We start from the raw sequence: 23,026 nt of genomic DNA, 5'->3' as shown, positions 1-23,026 counted from the left end.
AAAACCACCGTCTTCCGGTTGAAATCCTCGATCTCCTTCTTCGCGTTGTCCCGCGGACCTCTCAGCGCAGCGTACTGCATCCTGAGCGCGCCCAGGCAACGATACAGGCTGGTCAGTGGCAAGACTACCGGAGATCCCGGGAGCTCGAGCTGGCTGTAGAAGTATTCCCAGCAGATCGGCCTCGTGCCTCTGACCCTGCACTGCCCATCGTTGGGCAGGCCGTAGGCCTCCCTGAATTCCTCCCCCTCCCATAACATCGGAGTCCCGACCGCAGTCAGCAGGGCTATCGCGTACGGTTGAAGCCGTGTCCAGTCGGGGTCGCCCGGATAGTCGAAGCCGGTGTCATCCCACTTCTTCTTCCGGTCGATCCGGTACATGAGGTGCGACTTGTCGTGGCAGTTGTTGTAGAGGATCGGAGAGACGGGGATCTCGTCGCCATCCACGTTCTTGGTAGGTTTCACCGCGTCCCACCTGGAATCCGACAAGAGCAGCTCATTCAGGTACGAGCCGTTGAGACAATCGTAAATAGCCATGTCCGTGCTCGCCTCGAAGACGGTTTCCTCCCAGCAGCCGTTGATGGCACTGGCCGAGACCGGCGCGAGCTGATACGAGCCCTTGCTGAGATCCTCCGCTATCTGAATCAGGTGCGAGATCCCGTTGGGGCCTTTGAACCTGCCGATCCCTTTGGAGAGCTGGTAGGTATCCTTGGTGAGCTCCTGGAGGGACTTGAAGGTCGGCCGGTAGGAATCGAAGTCGGGGTTGCCGTCACGGTCCAGGGGAGGGGCGGTGTCGAGAAAGCCGTTGACGTGATCGTATCTGAAACCGTCGACATGGAACTCCTCGATCCAGTACCTGTTGATGGCCTTGTAGAACTCCATGGTGGAGCGCATTCTGAAGTCGCTTTTATGACCGAAGCGGGACCAGCCGGAGACGATGGGGTTCGGGGAATAATGGGTAGCTCCCGCCGGATCGGTGTATTGGTCGTCTCTCCAGAGATCGAAGAAGCGGTCGTATCCGCTTTGGTAGTGGAACTGGCCGTCGGTGTGGGCATACACCATGTCCAGGATCACCGCGATGCCTGCCTTGTGGCTCTCGTTCACCAGCTGTTTCAGCGCCTGCGGACCGCCGAACCTCTCCTCCGGCGAGAAGTAAAACATCGGCATGTAGCCCCAGTTGCACTCGTCGTGCACGCTCGTTACCGGTAGTAATTCCAGCACGTTGACCCCGAGGCTCTTGAGGTAGGGAAGCCGGTCGACGATGCCGGGGAAGTTCCGGTTGAACTCGGAGACATTGAGCTCGTAGATTATGGCGTCCTTGATGGAGGGGACCTTGAAGCTTTGATCTTCCCACGGGAAGGGGGAGTCGTTGGTGGAGAAGACCGAGAAGACCCCGCTCGAGGTTTCCCGGGCGCAGGGGTCGCCGAGGAAGATGGAATGGACGTTTCCGCCGCCGTTTTTGGCAGGGCCGGTGATTTCGTAGCGGTAGAGATAGGTCGTGTTCTGTTTGACCGGCTGGGGGGCGCTTTCCCACAAGCATTGGGAGAGCTGACCCCACGTTCCCTGACTCTGAGCCGGCTGCAAATCCACCGCGGTAGATGGAACTGCCTTGTCGAACTGGTCCTGCTTGGCGATGTACAGCACCCGCACGGAAAAAGGTGGCGAAGTCATGCTGGGGAGAAAAAGTGAGAATTTCACGGTATTGTTACTCTTGTCGACCTGCGCTCCTGCCTTCGATAAATCGAACATGCCATACCCTCCTTTTCAAGTAGTGACCCAAAACTGAGTGAGTATATCACAGCAATAAGAGGGGAACAGCGAACGACGGATTATGTGTTGAATATCCAACAGCGGCTGTGGAATTTTCTTGGATCCTGCGGCAACCAAGAGTGGTGATGTTAACAGAAAAACGTTAATAAACAGGCGGGTGCGGCCCTGGTGCGATCGTTGCTTTCAGGGCCAGATACCGATTTCATCAAATTCAGACCCGGCGGGTCGATACAGAGGGAGGGAAAATGAGGGGAACCAAGAAGGTTATCATGGTCGTCATGGTGGGGTGGGTGCTGGCCTCGGGCCAGGCATTCGGGAAGGAAGGTGACACCTCAGTCGAGGCAAGCCTCAACTACGGGTCCGAGTCCTTTGATGGCCTGGGGGGACAGATCGGGGTAAGCGTGGGAGGCGGCTACGAGTTTCTCAACAACCTTCAGGGCCGGGTGGATCTGTCGTACTACCGGTCCAGTACCGACCAGGGTGGGATGAACGTGGCAGGCACCAGGGTCCCGCTTGACCTCGGGGCCCGCTACTATTTTCCGCTCCCCAGCATCGACCCAAAACTTGCCGCCTTCGCCCAGGGAGGCCTGGAGGTGAGCTTCGACGACTGGAAACCGTCCGCCGATCTCCCGTCCCGGAGCTCGACCAGGTTCGGCGGGGTTGTCGGCGGTGGGGCGGAGTACATGCTGGACCGGCAGTTCGGCGCCCTGGTCAACCTTCACTATCACATCGTCGAAGGGGGCTATCTCTCCACGGGGATTGGGATGTCCTACCATTTCTAGGGCACCCCGCAGGTGCAGGCCGAGGGCTTCCCGGTGCTGGTTGCCAGCACCGGGCCCAGACGGCACCCATCCGTCATCTCGTTACATCGGGTGCATCATTCCCATGCAGCCGCTCAAGGCCGAGGCGGCCAGCAGCAACAGTAGCAGGGCTGAAATTCTTAACATTGTTTTCCTCCTTTGAAAATCCCTTCGCTGTCCGAATTCCGCAGAGTATTAATTCGTGGTGACCGTTTGGGGGGTAGTCGTGGTTGCGGTGCCCTGGTTACTGGCCGCACTTGCCGTGCTCCCGGCGGTTTCTCCCTGGCTGCCCGGGGACGCGGCAGCCGGCATCTGCATGGTGCCTTGCTGCATGCCCGTGTGCATCTCCGTGTGCATGCCCGACATCCCCATGCCAGTTTCGGTCGTCATCGGCGAAGACTGGCCGGAGAAGCCCGCCTGTCCCATCCCCCCGCTCATTCCACCGCTCATTCCACCGCCTCGTGCGAACGACTGACCTGCAACGGAAAGAACGGCCATCATGGCTACCACAAACAGTACTGTTTTTTTCATCGATTTTCCTCCGGGCTTTATTGGTGTGACACCCGGAGGAAATACACGGTGTGTGCCATGTTGTGTAGCGGCTGCCAACATGCTGAAAAAACAACGATATTGGCAGCCGCTTGTGCCGAACGGATGGGGCTTTCGGTGCAAATGCCTGCACCCCGCGGCGATCCTTTTGCACCAATCATTCTCTGCCGCAGGAGAGGGGGATCAGGCCGCCGGTTGCAACGGGGTAGCGGAATCGGTGTCCCGGTAGCGTTCGGCAATGGAACGAAAGTCGCCGGGCGCGATGGCCATGAAGGTTTGAACCACCGCCGGGTCGAAGTGGGAATTGGTCTCCTCACCGATCATCTGCACCGCTTCTTCGTGGGAAAGTGGCGGTTTGTATGGGCGCTGCGAGGTAAGGGCGTCGTACACGTCGGCCACCATGAAGAGCCGGGCACCCAGAGGGATCTCGTCTCCTTTTTGCCCGCGCGGGTAACCACTACCGTCGTAGCGCTCGTGGTGGCTGTACACCATCTCGGCCGCGCCCTTCAGAAAAGCGATCTTCTTCAGGATCCGGTAGCCTGCCTCGGGGTGCTTTCGCATTTCCACCCATTCCGCCTCGGACAGCCTGGACTCTTTAAGCAGGATCTGGTCGGGAACCGCAATCTTTCCGACGTCGTGGAGAAGGGCCCCCAAACCGATCTCCCGTATCGTGCTCTGGTCCAGGCCGTGCCTGGTGGCGAGGAGCTCGGTGTAATTCCGGACCCGTTGAGAATGGTAATGAGTGTGCCGCTCACGAAGGTCCAGGGCCGAAACCAGGCCGAGGATGGTTTCCTCGTTGGCTTGGGCGAGTTGCCTGAGAAGTGTACGCTGCCGGTCGAACAACCACCCGGGGACCACCGCCGCCAGCCAAAATCCGGCCAGTTCGCCGACCTGGTTTGCCTGCTCCATGTAATTGCTGGGCCAGTCCACAAAGGCATGAATGACGAAGAGGACGCTCACCACCAGCGCGGTGAGGCACGCCTTTCTCAGGCCGAACCAGGCCGCAGCCATCACCGGTGGGAGAAAGTAGAGCTTTCGCAGGACGATGTGGAGCTTGTGATAGGTGTGAGATTCTGTCGGTGTCAGATAATGAAGCAGGGCAATGGCAACGATGGTGGAGGCGAGTATCACCGTCTTGGTACGAGTGTCGTTTGCAGTGCTCATGGCCGCCCTCCCTGGCAAAGGATAGCATACCCATCTCGTCAAAGTTGTCCCCGGAAAAGCAGAACGGCAGCTTTGCTGAGCGCTCTTCGTGTCGCGCTCGGCAGGCTGCCGTATCTGTGTTCAGCGGCGGGGGTGCTTTAGGGCTTAGCTCTGGCAGCAGGAGGGGACGCCGTTGTGGTCAGCGGCCTGGTGGAGTTGGCCCTTGAGGTTCTTGATGTCGTTCTCGAGCGCGCTGACCTTGGCGGAGTCGAAGCTGTCGTAGCCGTACAGACCGCGGAGTTCGACCTCTTTGGCCTTGATGGCACTCGCGATCTTCGCCGTATCCTGGTTGGTCTGCAGGGCCGCCTGCTCTTTGACGCATTTGCCGCCGTCGCAGCAGGAGCCCGCCGCGAATGCGGATACCGCGCCGGTGGTAAGGATAGCGATTGCCAGGGTTGCACCAACGATCATGTTCTTTTTCATTTTCTTGCTCCTTGTTGTCCGGTTGTTGTGAGGCCGCAGCCTTCATGCCCTGACCTATAGCGACGAGCGTGCCAAACTCCGTGTTTATCGTGTAAGTATCCGGAAACACTAGATGATGTAGCCGGGACAGGAGGTCCGGGGCGGGCGCCGGTTCGAGAATATCCTTCACCGCCAGCCTGGAAATTCGAGAATTTTCTCCGGGCACCCTTTTCCCCCCCCCCTCGCAAGTTGTCAATTGTTTGACGTATCACCGGGTCGCCCCTATTGAAGAGGAAGGCTACGGGATCTCTCCGGCAGTCGCAAAACCAGCAGCCAAGCGCATTAAGGGGTAACTGGGCGTGGAGTCCGATTTTGGCACATTAATTGATAGAGTCCTGTGCTCGTACCAGGGAGGATTCATGCCAATTATCACCAGTAGCGCAATTACAATGTTCGAATGGGGCGGAGTCGCCAGTTCTCTAGCCGGATCGGTTCTCAATGCCAGAGGCCGCCGCTGCTCCTTCTACTTTTGGACGCTGTCGGCGGTACTGCTCGCTGTAGTCGCCTTTCAACTGGGACGCCCAGGCTTGTTGGCTCTTCAGGCGAGCGGGATCGGAATAAATTTGTATGGCATTAGAACCTGGAAAGGGAATGCTCCTACCCGCCTTTGACGCTTTGGCTTGGGAACTCGGCCGTAAAAACCAACCACGATATATTCTTTGCCATGACCTGTTTAATATTCGGCATGCGTGGAGGATATTCTTCCTGAAATCTACGGGTTGTCACTACCGTAACCGGCCTAACTCACTGTAAAACAGTCCGATCTGGTTATGGCACAAAAATGGCACCGCCAGGCCGTCAGTTTAATTCAGTGTGGATGGAGGATAGGTAATGAAAAAGGTATTCGCCCTGGTGGCCATGGTAATGTTGGTTGCTCTTGCATCGGGCTGCGCTATGAACGATTACATGAACGGCAGTGACCACTCGTCCCATTCGGAGGATTCGCGAGCTTACGGTGGTCATGGCGGGCACACGCATTGATTATGGAGGAGTAATTCCGGGTTATGATTGGCGCAATATAATTTAATTGCCGGAAGCCCCCTCCCTTGAAATCATCGCATGTTATGGTCTACTGGACCTCGTTCAGTTCCGAGGTTCAACAACCGGAGGAGAGGACACCCTTCTTCTCTAACCCAACAGGAGGCAAAGGATGAAAAGGATTGCTATTGCGGTTATGGTGCTGGGATTGTTTGGGGCTATGCCGGTATTGGCAGCAGACCACGAACACATGAACATGGACACCAAAGAAGGGGTGCGCCAGTGCGCCATGCAGGCTGAAACCATTCAGCAGAAGATCAAAAGGCTCAAGACTGAGGTCAAAAAGGGCAACAAGGAATACAGCGCTGAAGAGTTGAAAAAGCTGCAGGACAAACTCAAGGAAGCCAACGATATGCTTGACTCTTTGACCACCAAACCTTAATCTTCCACCTGCAGCAGTGAAAAGGCCCGACTCCATCGGGCCTTTTTTTTTGGGGATTGGTTAAAGAGCTTTGTCCGGTCCAGATTGAGCGCCGTCTCAAAGTTGCCCTCCAAGGCTATTTCCCCCACCTCCACATCGAACGGCAGGCCGGAAATAGCTCCCTGGTCCTTGCTAGGGCAGGGAGGAGCTCCTCCGTAGAATATTCTGCAACAGCCGCGAATATTCTCCATCCTTCTTTGTTTTTCGTCACCCACCGGCGTTCTCGTAAAAATATAACATATCGAAATTATACAGTTTTAGCGGTACTGGCCGAGCTGGCACGGGAATTGATAGATAGGCGGGCGGGCCGGAAACCGGGATCGCACCAGGCTCATCAACGGCCTGACAGGAGGAGGGGATGAAAATGAGGCATTTTTCCACCGGCGTTATTGTCTTTGCCGCCGTCACCCTTCTGGTGGTCCTGGCTTTCAAGGTGAGAGTGGGGGGCTCCGCCGATTCGGTTGCCATCCTTAAAACGGCCGGCATGACCTGCGGCGCCTGCTCCGACAAGATCTCCTCCGCCCTGCAGACGCTTCCTGGAGTAGCCGCCACCGAGACCGACCTCGATGCCGGTGTCGTGATGGTCGGTTACGACCGGAAAAAAACCAGTCCCCAATCCCTCGCGGCTCGGGTAACCGCGGCCGGCTTCCCCAGCACGGTGGCCGAAATTATGAGTGCGGAACAGTACAAGGCAACCTACGGCAAGAGTGTGGGCATACCTACCGGATGCTGCGCCGGTAGAGAAGGGTGTGGCACCAAAAAACCTTAAAAGGAGCAACAGATGGCAACGACGAACTCGAAGAAAACAGCAGTGGTGGCGGCAATGGTGGTAGCGGTACTGGTGACGGTGGTCACGGCCTTCGCCTTCAGCTTCCCGGGAATGGGAAAGGCCCAGCAGGTAAAGGCCGCCAGCGGCGTGGTGAGCATTCCCCTTTCCAAAGTAGCGGACGGAAAGGCTCATTTTTACCGGTTCGATGACGGGGGCAAAGCGATCTCCTTCGTGGTTGCCAAGGGGAGCGACGGCAGCTACCACACCGCCTTCGACGCCTGCGACACCTGCTTCGCCTCCAAAAAAGGGTACGAGCAGAAAGGGGACAAGCTGGAATGCCAGAATTGCCGCCGGCTCTTCGCCATCAACCAGATCGGCCCCCACGCGGTAGGCGGGTGCAATCCCTCCTATGTTCCCAGCAAGACCACTTCCAGTGCGGTCACCATTACCGTTGCCGACCTTAGGACCGGGGCGCGCTTCTTCTAACACGGATGCGGGGGAGAGTTCCGGGATGAAACTGCACACCATATCGATCAACAATCTCAGGCGCCGCAAGGCCAAGATGGTTTTTCTGACCGTGGGGCTGGCGGTGGGAGTGGCCACCATCGTCACCCTGGTCACCCTTACCCGTTCCATGTCGAGCGACATAGAGCGGAAGATGGACGAGTTCGGGGCCAACATCCTCATCACCCCCCAAAGTAACGGCCTTTCTTTGACCTATGGGGGCATCAGCCTGGGAGGCGTCACCTTCGACCAGCACGAGATCCGCGAAGCCGATCTCTCGCGTATCAAGACCATCAAGAACCGCAGGAACATCTCCGCGATCTCCCCGAAGGTCCTGGGTGGGGTCAAGGTCCAGGGGCACGACGTTCTGCTGGTGGGAGTGGACTTCGCCAGCGAATTGAAGATGAAGCAGTGGTGGAACATCTTCGGTGACGCCCCGAAAACCGACCACGAGGTTCTCCTGGGGAGCGACGCATCCAAGGTGCTCAACGCCAGCACCGGGGACAGCATCGCCATCAAGGGTGAAACCTTCAAGGTGGCGGGGGTGCTGGACCAGACCGGCTCGCAGGACGACGCCCTGGTCTTCGCCCAGCTTGCCAAGGCCCAGCGCATGCTCGGGAAGGAAGGGAAGGTCAGCCTGGTCGAGGTCGCCGCGCTCTGTTCGGGATGCCCGATCGGCGACATGGTGAACCAGATGGCCGAGCTCCTTCCGGACACCAAGGTCTCCGCCATCCAGCAGGTGGTCGAGGGGAGGCTCAAGGCGCTCGACCAGTTCAAGCGGTTTTCCTACGCGATGGCCGGCGTGGTGGTCCTCATCGGTTCGCTGGTCGTCTTCGTGACCATGATGGGGAACGTCAACGAACGCACCACCGAGATCGGCGTCTTCCGGGCCATCGGGTTCAGGAAGAGCCACATCATGAGGATCATCCTGCTGGAAGCCGCCCTGGTCAGCCTCTTTGCCGGGTTCATCGGCTACGGTGCCGGCATGGGAGGGGCGAAGCTGGCCCTGCCGCTGATGGCGGAAACGAAAAATGCGCACCTTATCTGGGACCCTTACGTGGCCGCCGGTTCCATCGCGCTTGCCGTGACGCTCGGGCTCATTGCGAGTCTCTATCCCGCGCTCCGCGCCAGCCGCATGGATCCCACCGAGGCCCTGCGAGCCCTTTAATTGTGAGGAAATGACATGCCGATCATTGCGATACGCGGTCTCAAGAAAAGCTATGCCAGTGGCAACGAGAAGGTCGACGCCCTCAAAGGGGTGGACCTTGCCATCGAGGCGGGCGAGTTTGTGACCATCATGGGAAAGTCGGGTTCCGGGAAGAGCACGCTCCTCTCGATCCTGGGCGGGATGAACCACCCCACCGCCGGCGAAGTGGAGATGGCAGGGGTGAACCTCTACCAGCTCCCCGGCGAAAAGCTGGCCGATTTCCGGGCGCGGCATCTGGGATTCGTCTTCCAGTCGTTCCACCTGATACCCTTCCTTACCGCGCTGGAGAACGTCATGCTTCCCCTGGCCATCGTGAAGATGAAGAAGGCCGCCAAAAGGGAGGCCGCCCATAAGGCCCTGGAGCGCGTGGGGCTGGGGGGGAAGGTGGACCGACTTCCCAACCAGCTTTCGGGAGGGGAGCAGGAGCGGGTGGCCATTGCCCGGGCGATAGTAACCAACCCGCACATCCTCCTTGCCGACGAGCCGACCGGGAACCTCGATACCAGCACGAGCGAAGAGGTGATGGCGCTTTTCCGGGAGCTGAACGAGGCCGGACAGACGGTGGTGATGGTCACCCATAACCCGGAGAACGGGGCCTACTCCGACCGGACCATCCAGATCCGGGACGGGGTGGTGGTGTAGTGCCGCTTACCTTGTCTCAGCGGTGCAGGGGCGAAGGTTGGGGCCGGTACGGCCGGTTAAGCCGGTTTCCGGATGCTGCCAGATGGTTGCTTTCTCTCTTGCTCGTGCTCTTGCCTGTCACTGCCTTCGCCGGCCTCGACCTGCCGGTGGCCGGCACCATCACCTCTGGGGTGGGGTGGAGGCTCGATCCGTTCGGAAGCGGCAAGATGGTCTTTCACCGGGGGATCGACATCGCCGTTCCGGTAGGGACTCCGGTGCATGCGACCCACAAGGGAAAAGTCGTCTTCGCCGGAGAAAAGCCCGGCTATGGAGCGGCGGTGATTATCGAGCACCCCAACGGCGACCGAACTCTCTATGGCCACAACTCCACGGTCTCCGTCCGCACCGGACAGGAGGTGGAAGCCGGCACGGTGATCGCCTTTTCCGGCAACAGTGGCAGGTCCACCGGACCACACGTCCACTATGAGAGGATTCCGGGTGGACGTCCCATCCAGCCGGAGGTCGCGGTGGCCAAGGCCGAGGGAGAGGCCCCGCCGCTGCCATCGGCCTTGGGGCTCCGGGAGAGGGAAGTCCTGGAAAAGAAAATGGACGAGGCGGTGCAGTCGATCCTCCAGCGCATAAAGACGAGTAACGGCGGACTGGGAGGGTGACGCCAGGTGACGGCACCAAAGGAGCATCAGTTGAAGTTATTAGGCGTGTTCGTGTTTCTCCTGTTGATGCCTACGGTGGTGTTGGCCATGGAGCAGAGTTTTACCCGTCAGGGGATGAAAACCACGGTGGTACTGACGCCGGACACCCCGGATGCCGGCAGCGAGGTCCAACTGAAGATGACCCTCGAGCAGGACGGTGCGAGGGTCACGGATAGGGAGGTCACGCTCCAGGTATTCCAGGGGGATCAAGCGGAGCCGATACTGGATCGCGACGTCGATGTCCTCGACGGCCAGTACGTCGACTCCTGGCGTTTCGCCAAACCGGGGGAGTATCGGGTGGCGATTGGTATCGCGGGCGCAGGGGATGATGACGATTGGATCGACTACCAGGTCAAGGCCACTGTGGTAGACTCGAGCCACGACCACGGGTTCTTCTCGCACCATTTCGGCAGTCACTGGGGATGGTGGGGAGCGGGGATGATGATCCTCATGATGGTTCCCATGATCGTTTTGATGTGAGGAGAGGTCCTGTGGGTTCAATTCTCAAACCTTTGCTGTTGGTTGTTTCGGTGGTTGGCATCAGCCTGCTTCACTACCTGACCCCTTTGCAGTTTCCCTATCTGCACGACATTTTCCAGAGGCTTTACTATCTCCCCATCATCCTTGCCGCATTATGGTACGGCATCAGGGGCGGGCTTCTCTGCTCGATCCTGGTCAGCGTGGTGTACATCCCCCACATCCTGTTCCAGTGGGGGGGGCACATGACCATGGAGATGGAAAAGTACATGGAGCTCCTTCTTTACAACGCGGTAGGAGGTCTGACGGGGCTATTGTCCCAGCGTGAGCGGGAGCGGGCGAAGGAACTGCAAAAGACGGCCGATGGTCTCGAGGATTCCTACCGCAAGCTGCGGACCCAGTCCGAGCGGATCATGGTCATCGAGGAGCAGCTGCGGCGGGCCGAGAAACTCTCCACGCTGGGCGAGATGGCCGCAGTGCTGGCTCACGAGATCCGCAATCCGCTCGGCTCGATCCGGGGCACGGCCGAGATCCTGAAGGACGACTATCCTCCGGGGACCCCGAAACACGAGTTCATCGAGATCCAGCTCAAGGAGACCGAGCGGCTTAACCACGTGGTCGAGGATTTCCTGCGCATGGCCCGGCCTCAGCCGACTGACTTCGGCCCCTGCCACGTTCAGGACGAATTGGAGACCATCGCGACCCTGGTTGCCAGCGAGGCGGCCAAGCGGGACATCGCCGTGTCGGTGCACCCGCCGCCGGTCCCGGTGGTGATCAAGGCGGACGGAGAGAAACTCCGCCAGGCATTCCTGAACATCATTCTGAATGCTCTCCAGGCCTCCCCCGCCGGGGGAACGGTTGCCATCACCACTACGACTGACGACCGGTGGTGCGAAATAGCCTTCGCAGACAATGGTGCGGGGATCGACCCCGCCGTCCGCGAGAAGATCTTCGAGCCCTTTTTCACTACCAAACCAGACGGTACCGGCCTCGGCTTGGCCGTCACCAAGAGGATCGTGGAGGGACACGGCGGGCAGCTCCAGGTGGAGAGCACCGAGGGGAAAGGTTCCACGGTTACCGTCCGCTTACCGGTTCAACGAGGAGAAATGGCATGAAACAGAAAGTTCTCGTCATCGACGACGACAACTCGCTGCGGCGGGTGTTGGAATACAACCTCCAGGAGGAGGGGTACGAGGTCCGGACCGCATCGTCGGGGGAGGAAGGGCTCTACTGGTTCGGCCAGGATCAGCCGAGCCTGGTCATCACCGACATGAAGATGCAGGGGATGGACGGCCTCATGGTGCTGAAGTCCATCAAGGAGCGCTCTCCCGAGACGCTGGTCATCATCATCACCGCTTTCGGTTCGGTGGATATCGCCGTCGAGGCCATGAAGGCCGGAGCCCACGACTACATCACCAAGCCCTTCAACCGCGAGGAGCTGAAACTGACCGTGCGCAAAGCCCTGAAGTTCAGCGGGATGGCCCAGGAGAACAAGCGCCTCAAGGGGGAGCTTTCCGACCGCTCCGATCTAAAGAGCATCGTCGGCACCTCCAAAGAAATGGAGAAGGTCTTCGACGTGGTCCGGAAAGTGGCCGACACCGAGGCTCCGGTCATGATCACCGGCGAGTCCGGAACCGGCAAGGAGCTCATCGCCCGTAGCCTGCACGCCAACAGCTCGCGCAAAAACGGCCCCTTCGTTGCCATCAACTGCGCCGCCATTCCCCGGGATCTTCTGGAGAGCGAGCTCTTCGGCCACCTCAAGGGGGCCTTCACCGGGGCGGTGAAGGACAAGATGGGGAAATTCCAGGCCGCCGACGGCGGCACCCTTTTCCTGGACGAGGTCGGCGAGCTCCCCATCGAGCTGCAACCGAAGCTTTTAAGGGCCCTCCAGGAACGGGAAGTCGAGCCGGTAGGGGGGACCGCACCGCAGAAGATTGACGTAAGGGTGGTTTCCGCTACCAACATCGACCCCGGCAAGGCCATCGCCGAGGGGCGATTCCGGGAAGACATCTACTACCGGCTTTCGGTTATCCCGATCCACCTTCCCGCGTTGCGCGAGCGTCGCAGGGACATCCCGCTGCTGATCAAGTATTTCTGCAACAAAAGCGGCGCCGACAAGGTAAGCTTCGACAAGGAAGCGCTGGAGATGCTGGTGATGTACTCGTGGCCCGGCAACGTGCGGGAACTGGAAAACACCGTCGAGCGGCTCCTCATCATGCGGGAGGGGGATGTGATCACCGCCGGGGAATTGCCCGAAAAGTTCTGTGAAAGCAGGCCCCTGGCCCACGCACTGATCAGGCTGCCCGACGAGGGGTATTCTCTCGAACAGTTGGAGAGGGAGGTGGTAGTGGAGGCGCTGGAGCGAAACTCCTGGAACCAGACCGCCGCGGCCCGCTTCCTGAGAATTCCCCGCCACACCTTGATCTACCGGATCGAAAAGTTCGGGATCGCCCTTCCCGCCCGCGGTTGATTAAGGGCTCAAGGGTGCGAAACTCTTAGCCGATACGAATAAAATGGACTTACCTTTTCGTAGAATATTCGCCCCTACTGTCAGATATTCTCCAACGGACTTGCCGGTGCCAGCCCTGTGTCCCGTTATATAACGGTGGGTTGCAGGGCTGGCATGCCATGTGTAGTGCATTGGGCGACATCAGCTATTAAGGAGCAGTCATGAATCCCCGGTCCACCATCTCTCTGACCTTGCTGTTTTCTTCCCTCATCATCCAGCCGGTGATGGCGGAAGGGAACCTGGCAGCGGAAAAGCTTCCTCCTCTCATCGACCAGGCCCTGGCCAACAATCCCGACCTGAAAAGTTCCGATGCCCGATGGCGGGCGTTCGAGAGCCGCATCGTCCAGGCGCGGGCCTTCGACGACCCCATGCTGATGCTGAAGATCCAGAACGGGCTGGTCAACGATCCGCTCAACTTGAGCAAGGATTCCATGACCCAGAAGGTGATCGGGATCTCGCAGCAGCTCCCGTACTTCGGCAAGCGCGACCTGAAAGCCGAGATGGCCGCCAAGGAGGCCGATTCCTACCGCTGGCAGGTCGACGAGCGGAAACTCGAGCTGAGGAGGATGGTAAGCGAGGCGTATTACCAGATCTATTTCACCGACCGGGCGGCCGCCATCGTGGACCGTAACATCAAGCTGATGGACGATTTCGTCGCCCTCGCGGAGAACAAGTACTCGGTCGGGCAGGGGGCCCAGCAGGATATCTTCAAGGCGCAGGTGGAGCGCTCCAAGATGCTGGACATGCGGATCACCCTCGATCAGCAGCGGAAGACCCTGCAGGCAAACCTCAATGCGCTCCTGTACCGTCCGGCCGATACTCCCGTCGGGGCGGTCCCCGATTTCGACATCAAACCTCCCGCCCTCACCGCCGAGCAGCTTAAGGCGATGGCATTCGATAACCGTCCCCTGCTGAAAAGCCTCAAGGCACAGATCGAGAAGAGCGAGGCCGGGGTAAAGCTGGCTCGCAAGGAGTCCTACCCGGACTTCAACGTCTCCTTCGAATACATGCAGCGCGACCCCGCCATGGGAAGCAACGGGGACGACATGTACTCGCTCGGGGTCACCTTCAATCTTCCGGTCCGCAAGGAGCGGCGCCAGGCGATGGTCGCCGAGGCGTCATCCGAGGTGAACATGAGCACCGAGGACCTCAGGGCCGCACGAAACACGATAGAGGCCGGCATCGCCGACCTCCTGGCGCAGATGGAGCGGAGGCGGAAGCTGATCGACCTCTACAAGACCGGCATCATCCCCCAGGCAGAGCAGGCGCTGGAATCGGCCACCATCGGCTACCGGGTGAACAAGGTCGATTTCCTCACCCTCCTCGACAGCAGGGTGACGCTCTTCAACTACGAACGCGAGCTCTACGACTCGATGGCCGACTACCAGATGAAACAGGCCCAGCTCGAAGCGTTGGTAGGGAAGAGCCTGCAGTAACGGCGCACCACTAAAGGATACGGATTCAATTTCCATACAGCGAGGGTAACCATGGATTCGAAGAAAACGATTGCGGTAACGGCGGCGATAGCCATCTTGGTCGTTGGGGGCGCGGGAGGTTACTACCTCTGGTCGCACGGGAACGGGACCAAGGGGGGGCAGGAGGCCAAGCAGGGAGAGCAAGGGAAGGTTCTTTACACCTGCGCCATGCACCCCTTCATCATCAAGGACAAGCCCGGGACCTGCCCCATCTGCGGGATGGCGCTCATCAAGAAGGTGGAAGGGGGAGCCCAGCAGGCGGGAGGGCCGGATGCGGCGATGCTCGGGCACGTATCTCTCTCGCCCACCCAGATGGTGATGGCCAACGTGGCGACCACGGTCGCGAAGTCGATGCCGCTTTCCAAGGACATCAATGCCGTCGGCATCGTCCAGTACGACCAGTCCCGGCAGGGTAAGGTGACCTCCTGGGTGGCGGGCCGGCTGGACCGGCTCTACGTCACCACGGTCGGGGCCTACGTCTCCAAAGGGAAGCCGGTGGCGGAGATCTATTCCCCCGACCTGGTTGCCGCCCAGCAGGAATACCTGCTGGCCCTCAAAAGCCGCGAGCAGTTCAAGAGCTCCACCATCCAGGCCATTTCCCAGGGCGGGGAGGGGCTCGTTACCTCGGCTCGCCAGCGCCTGAAGCTCTTAGGGGTGAAGGACGAGCAGATCGCCCGGCTCGAGAAGGGCGGGGAGCCGAACATCCGGCTCTCGATCTACACCCCTCTCTCCGGTGTGGTGATCGAAAAGGTCGTCCAGCAGGGGCAATACGTGAACGTGGGGGATCCGCTCTTCAACGTCGCCGATCTTTCGACGGTCTGGGTCGAGGCGGAGGTCTACGAGAACGACTTCCCGAACATCAAGGTGGGGCAACGGGCCGAGATCGTCTCCCAGTCCTATCCCGGCAAGATCTTCCACGGGAGGGTCTCCTTCATCTACCCGTTCCTGGACCCGAAGACCCGAACCGTCAAGGTGCGGGTCGAGCTTCCGAACCCGGGCCTGAAGCTCAAGCCGGACATGTTCGTCAACGCTTCCCTCAAGGTGCCGCTGGCATCGTCCATCGTGCTCCCGACCGGCGCGGTGATCGATACCGGTACCCGCCACGTCGTCTGGGTCGAGACCAAGCCCGGGATGTTCGAACAGCGTGACGTCCAGGTCGGGTACCGCGACGGCACCAACATCCAGATCCTTTCCGGGCTAAACGACGGGGAGAAGGTGGCTTCCTCCGGCGGCTACCTGATCGATTCGGAGGCCCAGCTCAAAGGGGGCAGTGGCGGCGGCCACGAGAGCATGCCGGGGATGAAGATGGACGACAAAGGGGGGGCGAAACCTCCGGCGGGACCGGCTCCGAAAAAGAACGGCGGCATGGATATGAACGACATGAAGATGTAGTCATCCGCAACCAGAAACCACCGAACTAAGGATAGTATCCATGATCGAGAAAATAATCGACTACTCCGCGAGGAACCGCATCATCATCTTGATGCTCTTCGCCCTCATCATCGCCTGGGGCGTCTGGTCGGTCTACAAGACCCCGGTGGACGCCATCCCGGACCTCTCCGACAACCAGGTGATCGTCTTCACCGACTACCCCGGCCGGTCCCCGCAGGTCGTCGAGGACCAGGTCACCTATCCGCTGGCGGTGAACCTGCAGGGGCTTCCCATGGTGAAGGCGGTCCGCGCCTCCTCCGCCTTCGGCTTCTCGATGATCTACGTGATCTTCGACGACAAGGCCGACATCTACTGGGCGAGGACCCGCGTCCTCGAGCGCCTGAATTACGCCGCCTCGCTCCTCCCTTCGGGGGTCACCCCGACGCTCGGACCCGACGGCACCGGCGTCGGCCACGTATTCTGGTACACCCTGGAAGGAAAAGGGTACGACCTCGAACAGTTGCGGACCCTCCAGGACTGGTTCGTCCGCTACCAGCTCAACACGGTACCCGGCGTGGCCGAGGTCGCCTCCATCGGCGGCTTCGTGCGCGAATACCAGATCGACCTCGACCCCAATCGTCTCTTCTCCTACAACGTGACGGTGGGACAGGTGATGGAGGCCGTTAAGCGATCCAACAACGACGTAGGCGGCGGGCTCATGGAACATGCCGACGCCGAGTACCTGATCCGCGGCACCGGGTACGTGAAGTCGCCCGCCGACCTGGAGAACATCGTGGTGGGGGCCGACTCGCGGGGGACCCCGATCTACGTGAAAAACCTCGGCACCGTCCAGATGGGCGGGGCGATCCGCCGGGGCCTCCTCGACATGAACGGCCAGGGTGAGGCGGTAGGCGGGATCGTGGTCATGCGCTACGGAGAAAACGCCAAGGACGTCATCGACCGGGTCAAGGAGAAGATCCACTCTCTTGAGAAGGGGCTTCCTCCCGGGGTGAAGATCATGGTCTCCTACGACAGAAGCGACCTGATCGAGCGCGCCATCGAAACCCTGAAACATGCGCTGACCGAGGAGTCGATCGTCGTCTCGCTGGTGATCCTGGTCTTCCTCCTCCATTTCCAGAGCGCCCTGGTCATCGTGCTCACCCTCCCGATCTCCGTGCTGATCTCCTTCATCACCATGAAACTCATGGGGGTCAGCTCCAACATCATGTCGCTCGGGGGGATCGCCATTGCCATCGGGGTGCTGGTCGATGCCGGGGTCATCATGGTGGAGAACTGCTACCGGCACCTGTCCGAGATGCCCCCGGAGGAGCGCAATGAGAAGCGCCTGGAGGTCATCATCGCCAGCGCCAAGCAGGTCGGCCGCGCCATCTTCTTCTCGCTGGCCATCATCATCCTTTCCTTCGTCCCGGTCTTCATGCTGGAAGGGCAGGAAGGGAAGCTTTTTCATCCGCTCGCCTTCACCAAGACCTTCTCCATGATGGGGTCGGCGTTTATCGCCATCACCCTGGTGCCGGTCCTCATGTTCTTCTTGATGCGGGGGAAGATGCCGCCGGAAAGCTCGAACCCGGTGTCGCTTTTTTTCATCAAGCTCTACTCGCCCGTCATCCGCTGGGTGCTGAAGTGGAAGAAGACCACCATCTTCCTGAACGTCATCGCGCTCGCCGTTGCCATCCCGATGTTCATGTCGATCGGAAGCGAGTTCATGCCTCCTCTCGACGAGGGAAGTCTCCTCTACATGCCGGTGACCCTCCCCAATATCTCGATCACCGAGGCTAAGCGGCTGATCCAGGTGCAGGACACCATCATCAAGAGCGTCCCCGAGGTGGAGCATGTGCTCGGAAAGGTGGGGCGCGCCGAGACCTCCACCGACCCGGCGCCGGTCTCCATGTTCGAGACCATCATCATCCTGAAGGATAAGAGCAAGTGGCGCCCCGGCATCACCAAGGCCGACATCGTGTCGGAACTGGACGGCAAGCTCCAGCAGATCGGGGTGCGTAACGGCTGGACCCAGCCGATCATCAACCGGATCAACATGCTCTCCACCGGGGTCCGTACCGACCTCGGGGTAAAGATCTTCGGCAACGACCTGAACGTGCTGAAGGACCTGGCGGTCCAGGCCGAGGGTATCCTCAAGACGGTGCCGGGTGCGGCTGACGTGGTGGCCGAGAGGGTGACCGGGGGCAACTACGTCGACATCGACGTCGACCGCGAGGCGGCGGCCCGCTACGGCGTCAAGGTCGGCGATGTCCAGGATATCATCAGCACCGCTCTCGGCGGGGAGATGCTCACCACCGCAGTGGAAGCCCGCAATCGTTTCCCGATCCGGTTGCGCTACATGCGCGACCTCAGGGGGGACATCCCGGCCATCCAGCGGATGCTCGTCTCGGGCATGAACGGCGACACGCCGGTCCAGGTGCCGATGTCGCTGGTCACCAAAATCAAGGTCTCTACCGGGGCCCCGGAAATCAACAGCGAAGGGGGGCTCCTCCGCTCGATCGTCTTCCTGAACGTGCGGGGGCGCGACATGGGAGGCTTCGTCGGGGAGGCCAAGACTGTGCTTGAGAAGCAGTTGAAGCTTCCCCCGGGGTACTACGTCGCCTGGTCGGGACAGTGGGAAAACCAGGTGCGGGCCAAGGCCAGGCTGCAGATCCTGGTGCCGGCCGGCATCCTGATCATCTTCATCCTGCTCTACTTCACCTTCCACTCGGCGCTGGAGGCGAGCATGGTCATGCTCTCGGTTCCCTTCGCCTTGGTGGGCGGCGTCTACCTGGTCAAGGCGCTGGGATATAACATGTCGGTTGCGGTCTGGGTCGGTTTCATCGCCCTTTACGGCATCGCCGTCGAGACCGGGGTGGTCATGGTCATCTATCTGCACGAGGCCCTGGACCGGAAGCTTCTGAAAGGGCCGGTGACCGAGCAGGATATCTACGACGCCACCTTCGAAGGAGCGGTTCTCCGCCTGCGGCCCAAGCTAATGACGGTAGCCGTGGCCCTGATCGGCCTGATCCCGATCATGTGGTCGAGCGGCACCGGCGCCGACGTCATGAAGCCGATTGCCGCCCCCATGATCGGAGGCATGATCTCCTCGGCGGTGCACGTGTTGATCATGACGCCGGTCATCTTCGTGCTGATGAAGAAGCACGACCTGAAGAAAGGGAAATTGAAGTACTCGGGGATGAAGCACTGACCGCCGGGATTTGACCACTGGCATTTCCCCTCCTTGCCCCGATCAAAGGTTCCCCTCCACGAGGGGAGGGAATAAGAGCCAGTTGTAGTAACTGTTAAAAGCAGGTTCGATACCTGGAGGCCCGCAATCACACATGGTTGCGGGCCTTTTTGCGCAGCAGCGACTTGTTGATGCTCCAGCGATGCTTGTGCCGGGCCGGAATAAAGCGGGAAGGCTCACCGCCGCCAAGGAAGAGATGCGGTTTTCGCAGGAGCAGGTTCCCTCCTCTACATCCCCCTCATGTCGTTTTTCGACCTCCGCTTCCCCCTGCATCGCCCATTCCGTCGCAGGTGAGGGCGCGGTCATGGGTAAATTCCCCTTCGGTGGAGCCAGCCCTGGCACCCTTAGCCCGGACAGATAAGGTTGGCAGGGCAATGATGATGGCGTTGGCAAGGCAACGATGATGGTACTGGCAAGGCAACGATGATGGTACTGGCAAGGCCGCCTCGACCACTGTAACCTCGTCGACCTCCCGGAGGTCCGGGGTGATTCCCCTCACCATCTCGACCCTCAACTCTTACCTTTACTTGAGCCCGGACGGCGAACTACATCGCGACGATGGCCTCTGATGCCACCACAGGGGTGAGACCGCCCTTGGGAGGCAAGCTCCTGGGCAGCGGCCGGCGGTGCAGACAAAAAAAACCCCGCCTCTTTCGAGGCGGGGCCTATGGCAGTTACTGCAAGGAGATCTACGGCCTGGTGGTGCCGAGATAGTCGGCTGCGGCATTAGCGTCGAATGCCGGGATCTGCTGGATTTGGGTGACGTCGATGGTTCCGGTGAGGCTGCCGTTTTGCAGCCAGTCGATGGCATCGAAGATCAGTCGCTTGGCGTAGAACCGGTTGTGGGCGTATGCCCCCGGCTCTCTCGTCAACAGGTTCAGGTTGAAGGCTGCACCCATGTTCATCTTCCCTTGGGCGTTGTCGTTGGTGCCCAGCGTCCAGTCGGAAGTGGTGCCGGTGGTGGTGTTGTAGCTCGCATCCTTGAAGAAGTACGGGTACACCGCGCTGTTGTAGTAGATCCCCTTGGACTGGAGCAGGGCCTGCAGGGCGCCCAGGGACGCCTGGAACCCGTTGATCTGGCCGTTCAGCTGGGTGAGATCGGTGGAGAAGTCAAGGGCGCCCGGGTCGCCGGCGTGGCAGCCGACGCAGATGGTGTTGTTGATCGCGGTCACGGCACCGGTGGTGTCCCTGGTGAAAATCTTCAGGGTGTGACCCGGGCCGTTGAGGAGGTGGCAACCAACGCAGGGGCCGAGGCTACCGGTTCCCGGTGCGGTGACGCCGTCGGCATTGGCGCCGGTGGAGCCGATGAGGGAGTGCTCGAAGTATACGGTGTTAGTGGCGGGGTCGGTGTACATCGGGTTGCTGGTCGAGGTGTAGAACTCGAAGCCGACCGACTTGTAGAGGATGCCTGCCGCAGCCTTGTAGTGCGAATTTTTGAAGCCGGTGTTGGCCATGTTGGAGGTCAGGCCCTGGATGTTCTTGCCGCTCACCCTACCGGAATGGCAGGGGATGCAGAGGTTGGACGGCCCGACGTCGGGGAACTGGAAGGAGACGTTGGCGCTGCCGCTCTGGGTGTAGACGGCGGGGTAGGCGGCAATCTTGCGAAGGCTGCCGGTCACGCCGTTGACGGTGGTCAGGTTGCCGAAGGGGGAGTAGGCCATGTCGGTGCTGGTGTGGCAGCCGTTGCAGGAAAGGACCGACTTGGTCGCCGCGATCGGGGTCACCACCTTGAAGGTGGAGTAGTTGATGAAGCCCTGGGTGGTATGGCACCTGACGCAGGGAGTACCGCTCCCCCCCTCGGCCCAGGCGGACGAGGTGACATCGCCATGGGCGGACTGCCCGTAGTCGACGTTGATCGAGTTGTTGTGCCCATGGCAGGTAGCGCAGGTGTTGCCCGCGTTCATGAAGGCGACGCCGGTGCCGGTTGCATCGAAGTGCGGAGCGGCCGGGAAGTCGCTGTTGTCGAGGAGATTCGGGGCGTTACCTTCGCCGTTCCCCTGGTGGTGGCACTTGACGCAGCCGGTGTCATGCCTCCAGTAGCCAAACTGGAGAGATTCGGTGGTCGGGTTGCCATTGGCGTCGACCCCCGGTACCGTCCCCGAGGAGGGGAGCGTCGAATAGGCGAAGAAGATGGCATTGGGCGCTGTGGCGTCGGCCGGTAGCCCGGTTTCCGGACGGTGCTGGTTATGGCAGGCGAGGCAGGCGTCCTTTCCGACGGTAGTGGGTTTGAAGTGGCAGTTGTTGGTGCAGTCCATGCTCCACTGCCCGACATCCGGGCCGTTCGGCCCCTCCACCGATATGAGGTAGGCGTTGGCGGTCGTAGCATTGGTGAAGGTGTTCATCTGGTTGGTCCAGTGTACGCCGTTCAGGAAGTTGACCGTCGGAGCTCCCTGCTTATCACCACCGCCGTGGCAGGTTTCGCAATTGTTGGCGGAGGTCAACACCGGGCCAGGCATGGTCTGGTGGCAGGTGACGCAATCGATGGCATTGGCCTTGTGCAGCGACGCGCCCCACTGAGCCGGAACGGCCTGCACCGCGGCGGAAGCGGACAGGTGGCAGGTGTTGGTGCAGCCGCCCATCTGGCCGGTGTTGTCGGTACCGGCGGCGTAGGAGATGTTCAGCGGGCCGGTTACGTTGGAGATGGTCACCACCACGGAGCCCTTGAACGGAGCAGCGGTGTTGCCCTGGCTGTCGACCATGGAGATGGCGGTGTAGGTGGAACCGGTCACGCTGATGGCGGTCACGGTGTTGTAGGGAGCCATCGGAGCAACGATCAGCTTGACGTCGTTGCCGTAGGCGACCTTCGGGTTAACCGGGAGGATGCCGTTGGCGGCCAGCGGGCTGCTGGTGTTGGTGGTCACCACGTTGACCTGCTTCTTGTAGTTGGCGGTCACGTTGAAGACCTTGCCGGTCTGCGACGGATCGACGGTGTAGGTACCGCCGGTGGTGGGGAAGCTGGACTGCAGCACGCTGTTGACGTACAGGCTCGACACGTAGAAGCCGGTGGCCGGGGTAACGGTGACCGGGATCGCGGTGGTGTCGGAGAAGTTGTACATCTTCATGCCGTAAGTGGTCAGGGTGTGCCCGGCGCCGGAAATGGTGCCGCCGGCGCTGCCGTTTTGCAGCTGGAGCTGCCAGGTCTTGGCGGCGGAGGTGGCGGCGTTGGCGCCCACGAAGCCGGCGACGATCTTCACGGTATGATCGGGAGTCTGCAGGCCGTTGTAGGTGTATGCGCCGGTGGCCGGCACGGTCTGGGCGACGTTGTCGACGGTGACGGTGGAAATCTTGTAGCCGCTATCCGGGGTAACGGTGACCGGAACGGCATTGGCGGTGGTGAAGCTGGTGAACCGGATGGCGCCGACACCGGAAAGCGCGGTGTTGTTGGCCACCTCGATGCTACCACCGAGGGTGGTAGTCTTGGTCTCTACCCAGTAGGTCGAGTAGGCGGTGGCAGCCCACGCCCATACGACCGCTACCAGGGTAAGACAGACCAATGTTGCCAGTCCTTTTCTCATTTTATCTATCCCCTTTTCATAATAAGTAAGATCTCGGGTTCTTTTGCTTATCTGCCTCCCTGCGGGCATCCGGAGGAGAGGCGGGCGGGCCGCCTAAGCGGCGCACCATTACTTCACGTGGCAGGAGAGGCAGATGAGCGAGTTGCTCTCTTTGGCGTACAGGAAGTAGTTCGGAGCGGTAACGGTCTTGCCGAGCTGGGTCCTGGTCACGCCATCGGTGAACGGGTCCTGGGTAGCGTTCTCTTTGTTGTGGACCTCGTGGCAGGTAGCGCAGGTCATGATGTTGGTGCCGTAGAGGTTGTCGACGATCTTCTTGCCGCCGGCAGCGCGGGTCACGGTGTTGTACACGCCCTGGGTGGTGCCGGTGGTGTCGACGTTGGTG

At 60.3% G+C, this 23,026-nt stretch carries 17 protein-coding genes and 2 pseudogenes; 13 read left to right on the top strand and 6 right to left on the bottom strand.

The annotated features are described in order from the left end of the window. Nucleotides 1–806: 806 nt before the first annotated feature. Nucleotides 807–1,667, bottom strand: a pseudogene (locus tag L4X63_RS24030) (alpha-amylase family glycosyl hydrolase); the annotation flags it as partial. A 344-nt stretch (nt 1,668–2,011) separates the two neighbouring features. Between L4X63_RS24030 and L4X63_RS18545 the strand changes: the two are divergent. Continuing rightward, nucleotides 2,012–2,548, top strand: coding sequence for an outer membrane beta-barrel protein (locus L4X63_RS18545; protein WP_250680151.1), 537 nt, complete (start codon nt 2,012–2,014; stop codon nt 2,546–2,548). 213 nt (nt 2,549–2,761) lie between these two features. Here L4X63_RS18545 and L4X63_RS18540 read toward each other — a convergent pair whose 3' ends face one another. The 3 genes from L4X63_RS18540 to L4X63_RS18530 all read right to left on the bottom strand — a co-directional run bounded on the left by L4X63_RS18540 (nt 2,762) and on the right by L4X63_RS18530 (nt 4,741). Further along, a complete protein-coding gene (locus L4X63_RS18540) occupies nt 2,762–3,097 on the bottom strand; it encodes a hypothetical protein (RefSeq protein ID WP_250680150.1) in 336 nt (111 codons plus the stop codon). Between the two features lie 201 nt (nt 3,098–3,298). Continuing rightward, nucleotides 3,299–4,279 carry an HD-GYP domain-containing protein gene (locus L4X63_RS18535; protein ID WP_250680149.1) on the bottom strand — a complete coding sequence of 327 codons (981 nt, stop codon included), beginning with the start codon at nt 4,277–4,279 and terminating at the stop codon, nt 3,299–3,301. Between the two features lie 144 nt (nt 4,280–4,423). Then, complete coding sequence (locus L4X63_RS18530) at nt 4,424–4,741, bottom strand: hypothetical protein (protein WP_250680148.1); 318 nt, start codon at nt 4,739–4,741, stop codon at nt 4,424–4,426. Between the two features lie 1,189 nt (nt 4,742–5,930). Here L4X63_RS18530 and L4X63_RS18525 point away from each other — a divergent pair. The 12 genes from L4X63_RS18525 (at nt 5,931) to L4X63_RS18470 (ending at nt 19,090) form a co-directional block, all read left to right on the top strand. Then, nucleotides 5,931–6,200, top strand: a complete 270-nt coding sequence (locus tag L4X63_RS18525) for a coiled-coil domain-containing protein (RefSeq protein WP_250680147.1) — start codon at nt 5,931–5,933, stop codon at nt 6,198–6,200. 397 nt (nt 6,201–6,597) lie between these two features. After that, nucleotides 6,598–7,008: a heavy-metal-associated domain-containing protein gene (locus tag L4X63_RS18520; RefSeq protein WP_250680146.1), complete on the top strand. Its 411-nt coding sequence runs from the start codon at nt 6,598–6,600 to the stop codon at nt 7,006–7,008. 12 nt (nt 7,009–7,020) lie between these two features. Beyond that, the gene (locus tag L4X63_RS18515) at nt 7,021–7,494 is read left to right on the top strand and encodes a DUF2318 domain-containing protein (RefSeq protein ID WP_250680145.1); all 474 of its coding nucleotides are present in this window, start codon (nt 7,021–7,023) and stop codon (nt 7,492–7,494) included. Nucleotides 7,495–7,519: 25 nt separating this feature from the next. Then, on the top strand, nt 7,520–8,680 hold the full coding sequence (locus tag L4X63_RS18510) for an ABC transporter permease (RefSeq protein WP_250680144.1): 1,161 nt from the start codon (nt 7,520–7,522) through the stop codon (nt 8,678–8,680). Nucleotides 8,681–8,695: 15 nt separating this feature from the next. Further along, complete coding sequence (locus tag L4X63_RS18505) at nt 8,696–9,361, top strand: ABC transporter ATP-binding protein (RefSeq protein WP_250680143.1); 666 nt, start codon at nt 8,696–8,698, stop codon at nt 9,359–9,361. Between the two features lie 104 nt (nt 9,362–9,465). Continuing rightward, complete coding sequence (locus L4X63_RS18500) at nt 9,466–10,011, top strand: M23 family metallopeptidase (protein WP_502799926.1); 546 nt, start codon at nt 9,466–9,468, stop codon at nt 10,009–10,011. A 66-nt stretch (nt 10,012–10,077) separates the two neighbouring features. Beyond that, nucleotides 10,078–10,530 (top strand): hypothetical protein, encoded by a 453-nt coding sequence (locus L4X63_RS18495; RefSeq protein ID WP_250680141.1) that lies wholly within the window; start codon nt 10,078–10,080, stop codon nt 10,528–10,530. Nucleotides 10,531–10,541: 11 nt separating this feature from the next. Beyond that, nucleotides 10,542–11,642, top strand: a complete 1,101-nt coding sequence (locus L4X63_RS18490; protein WP_250680140.1) for a sensor histidine kinase — start codon at nt 10,542–10,544, stop codon at nt 11,640–11,642. After that, a complete protein-coding gene (locus L4X63_RS18485; protein WP_250680139.1) occupies nt 11,639–12,997 on the top strand; it encodes a sigma-54-dependent transcriptional regulator in 1,359 nt (452 codons plus the stop codon). Before L4X63_RS18490 ends, L4X63_RS18485 begins: the two co-directional genes overlap by 4 nt. A 200-nt stretch (nt 12,998–13,197) precedes the next feature. Then, a complete protein-coding gene (locus tag L4X63_RS18480) occupies nt 13,198–14,472 on the top strand; it encodes a TolC family protein (protein WP_250680138.1) in 1,275 nt (424 codons plus the stop codon). Nucleotides 14,473–14,523: 51 nt separating this feature from the next. After that, nucleotides 14,524–15,903 carry an efflux RND transporter periplasmic adaptor subunit gene (locus tag L4X63_RS18475; protein WP_250680137.1) on the top strand — a complete coding sequence of 460 codons (1,380 nt, stop codon included), beginning with the start codon at nt 14,524–14,526 and terminating at the stop codon, nt 15,901–15,903. Nucleotides 15,904–15,943: 40 nt separating this feature from the next. After that, nucleotides 15,944–19,090 (top strand): efflux RND transporter permease subunit, encoded by a 3,147-nt coding sequence (locus L4X63_RS18470; protein WP_250680136.1) that lies wholly within the window; start codon nt 15,944–15,946, stop codon nt 19,088–19,090. A gap of 728 nt (nt 19,091–19,818) precedes the next feature. On the opposite strand, the gene L4X63_RS18465 is transcribed toward L4X63_RS18470, so the two are convergent. Together L4X63_RS18465 and L4X63_RS18460 are read right to left on the bottom strand one after the other, a co-directional pair. Continuing rightward, complete coding sequence (locus L4X63_RS18465; protein WP_250680135.1) at nt 19,819–22,644, bottom strand: cytochrome c3 family protein; 2,826 nt, start codon at nt 22,642–22,644, stop codon at nt 19,819–19,821. A 108-nt stretch (nt 22,645–22,752) separates the two neighbouring features. Further along, nucleotides 22,753–23,026 (bottom strand): annotated as a pseudogene (locus L4X63_RS18460) (cytochrome C); the annotation flags it as partial.

The organism is Geomonas sp. Red32, from assembly GCF_023652955.1.
Taxonomy (GTDB): domain Bacteria; phylum Desulfobacterota; class Desulfuromonadia; order Geobacterales; family Geobacteraceae; genus Geomonas.
The sequence above is the reverse complement of the archived record's forward strand: the minus strand, read 5'-3'. Positions and strand labels throughout refer to the sequence as shown.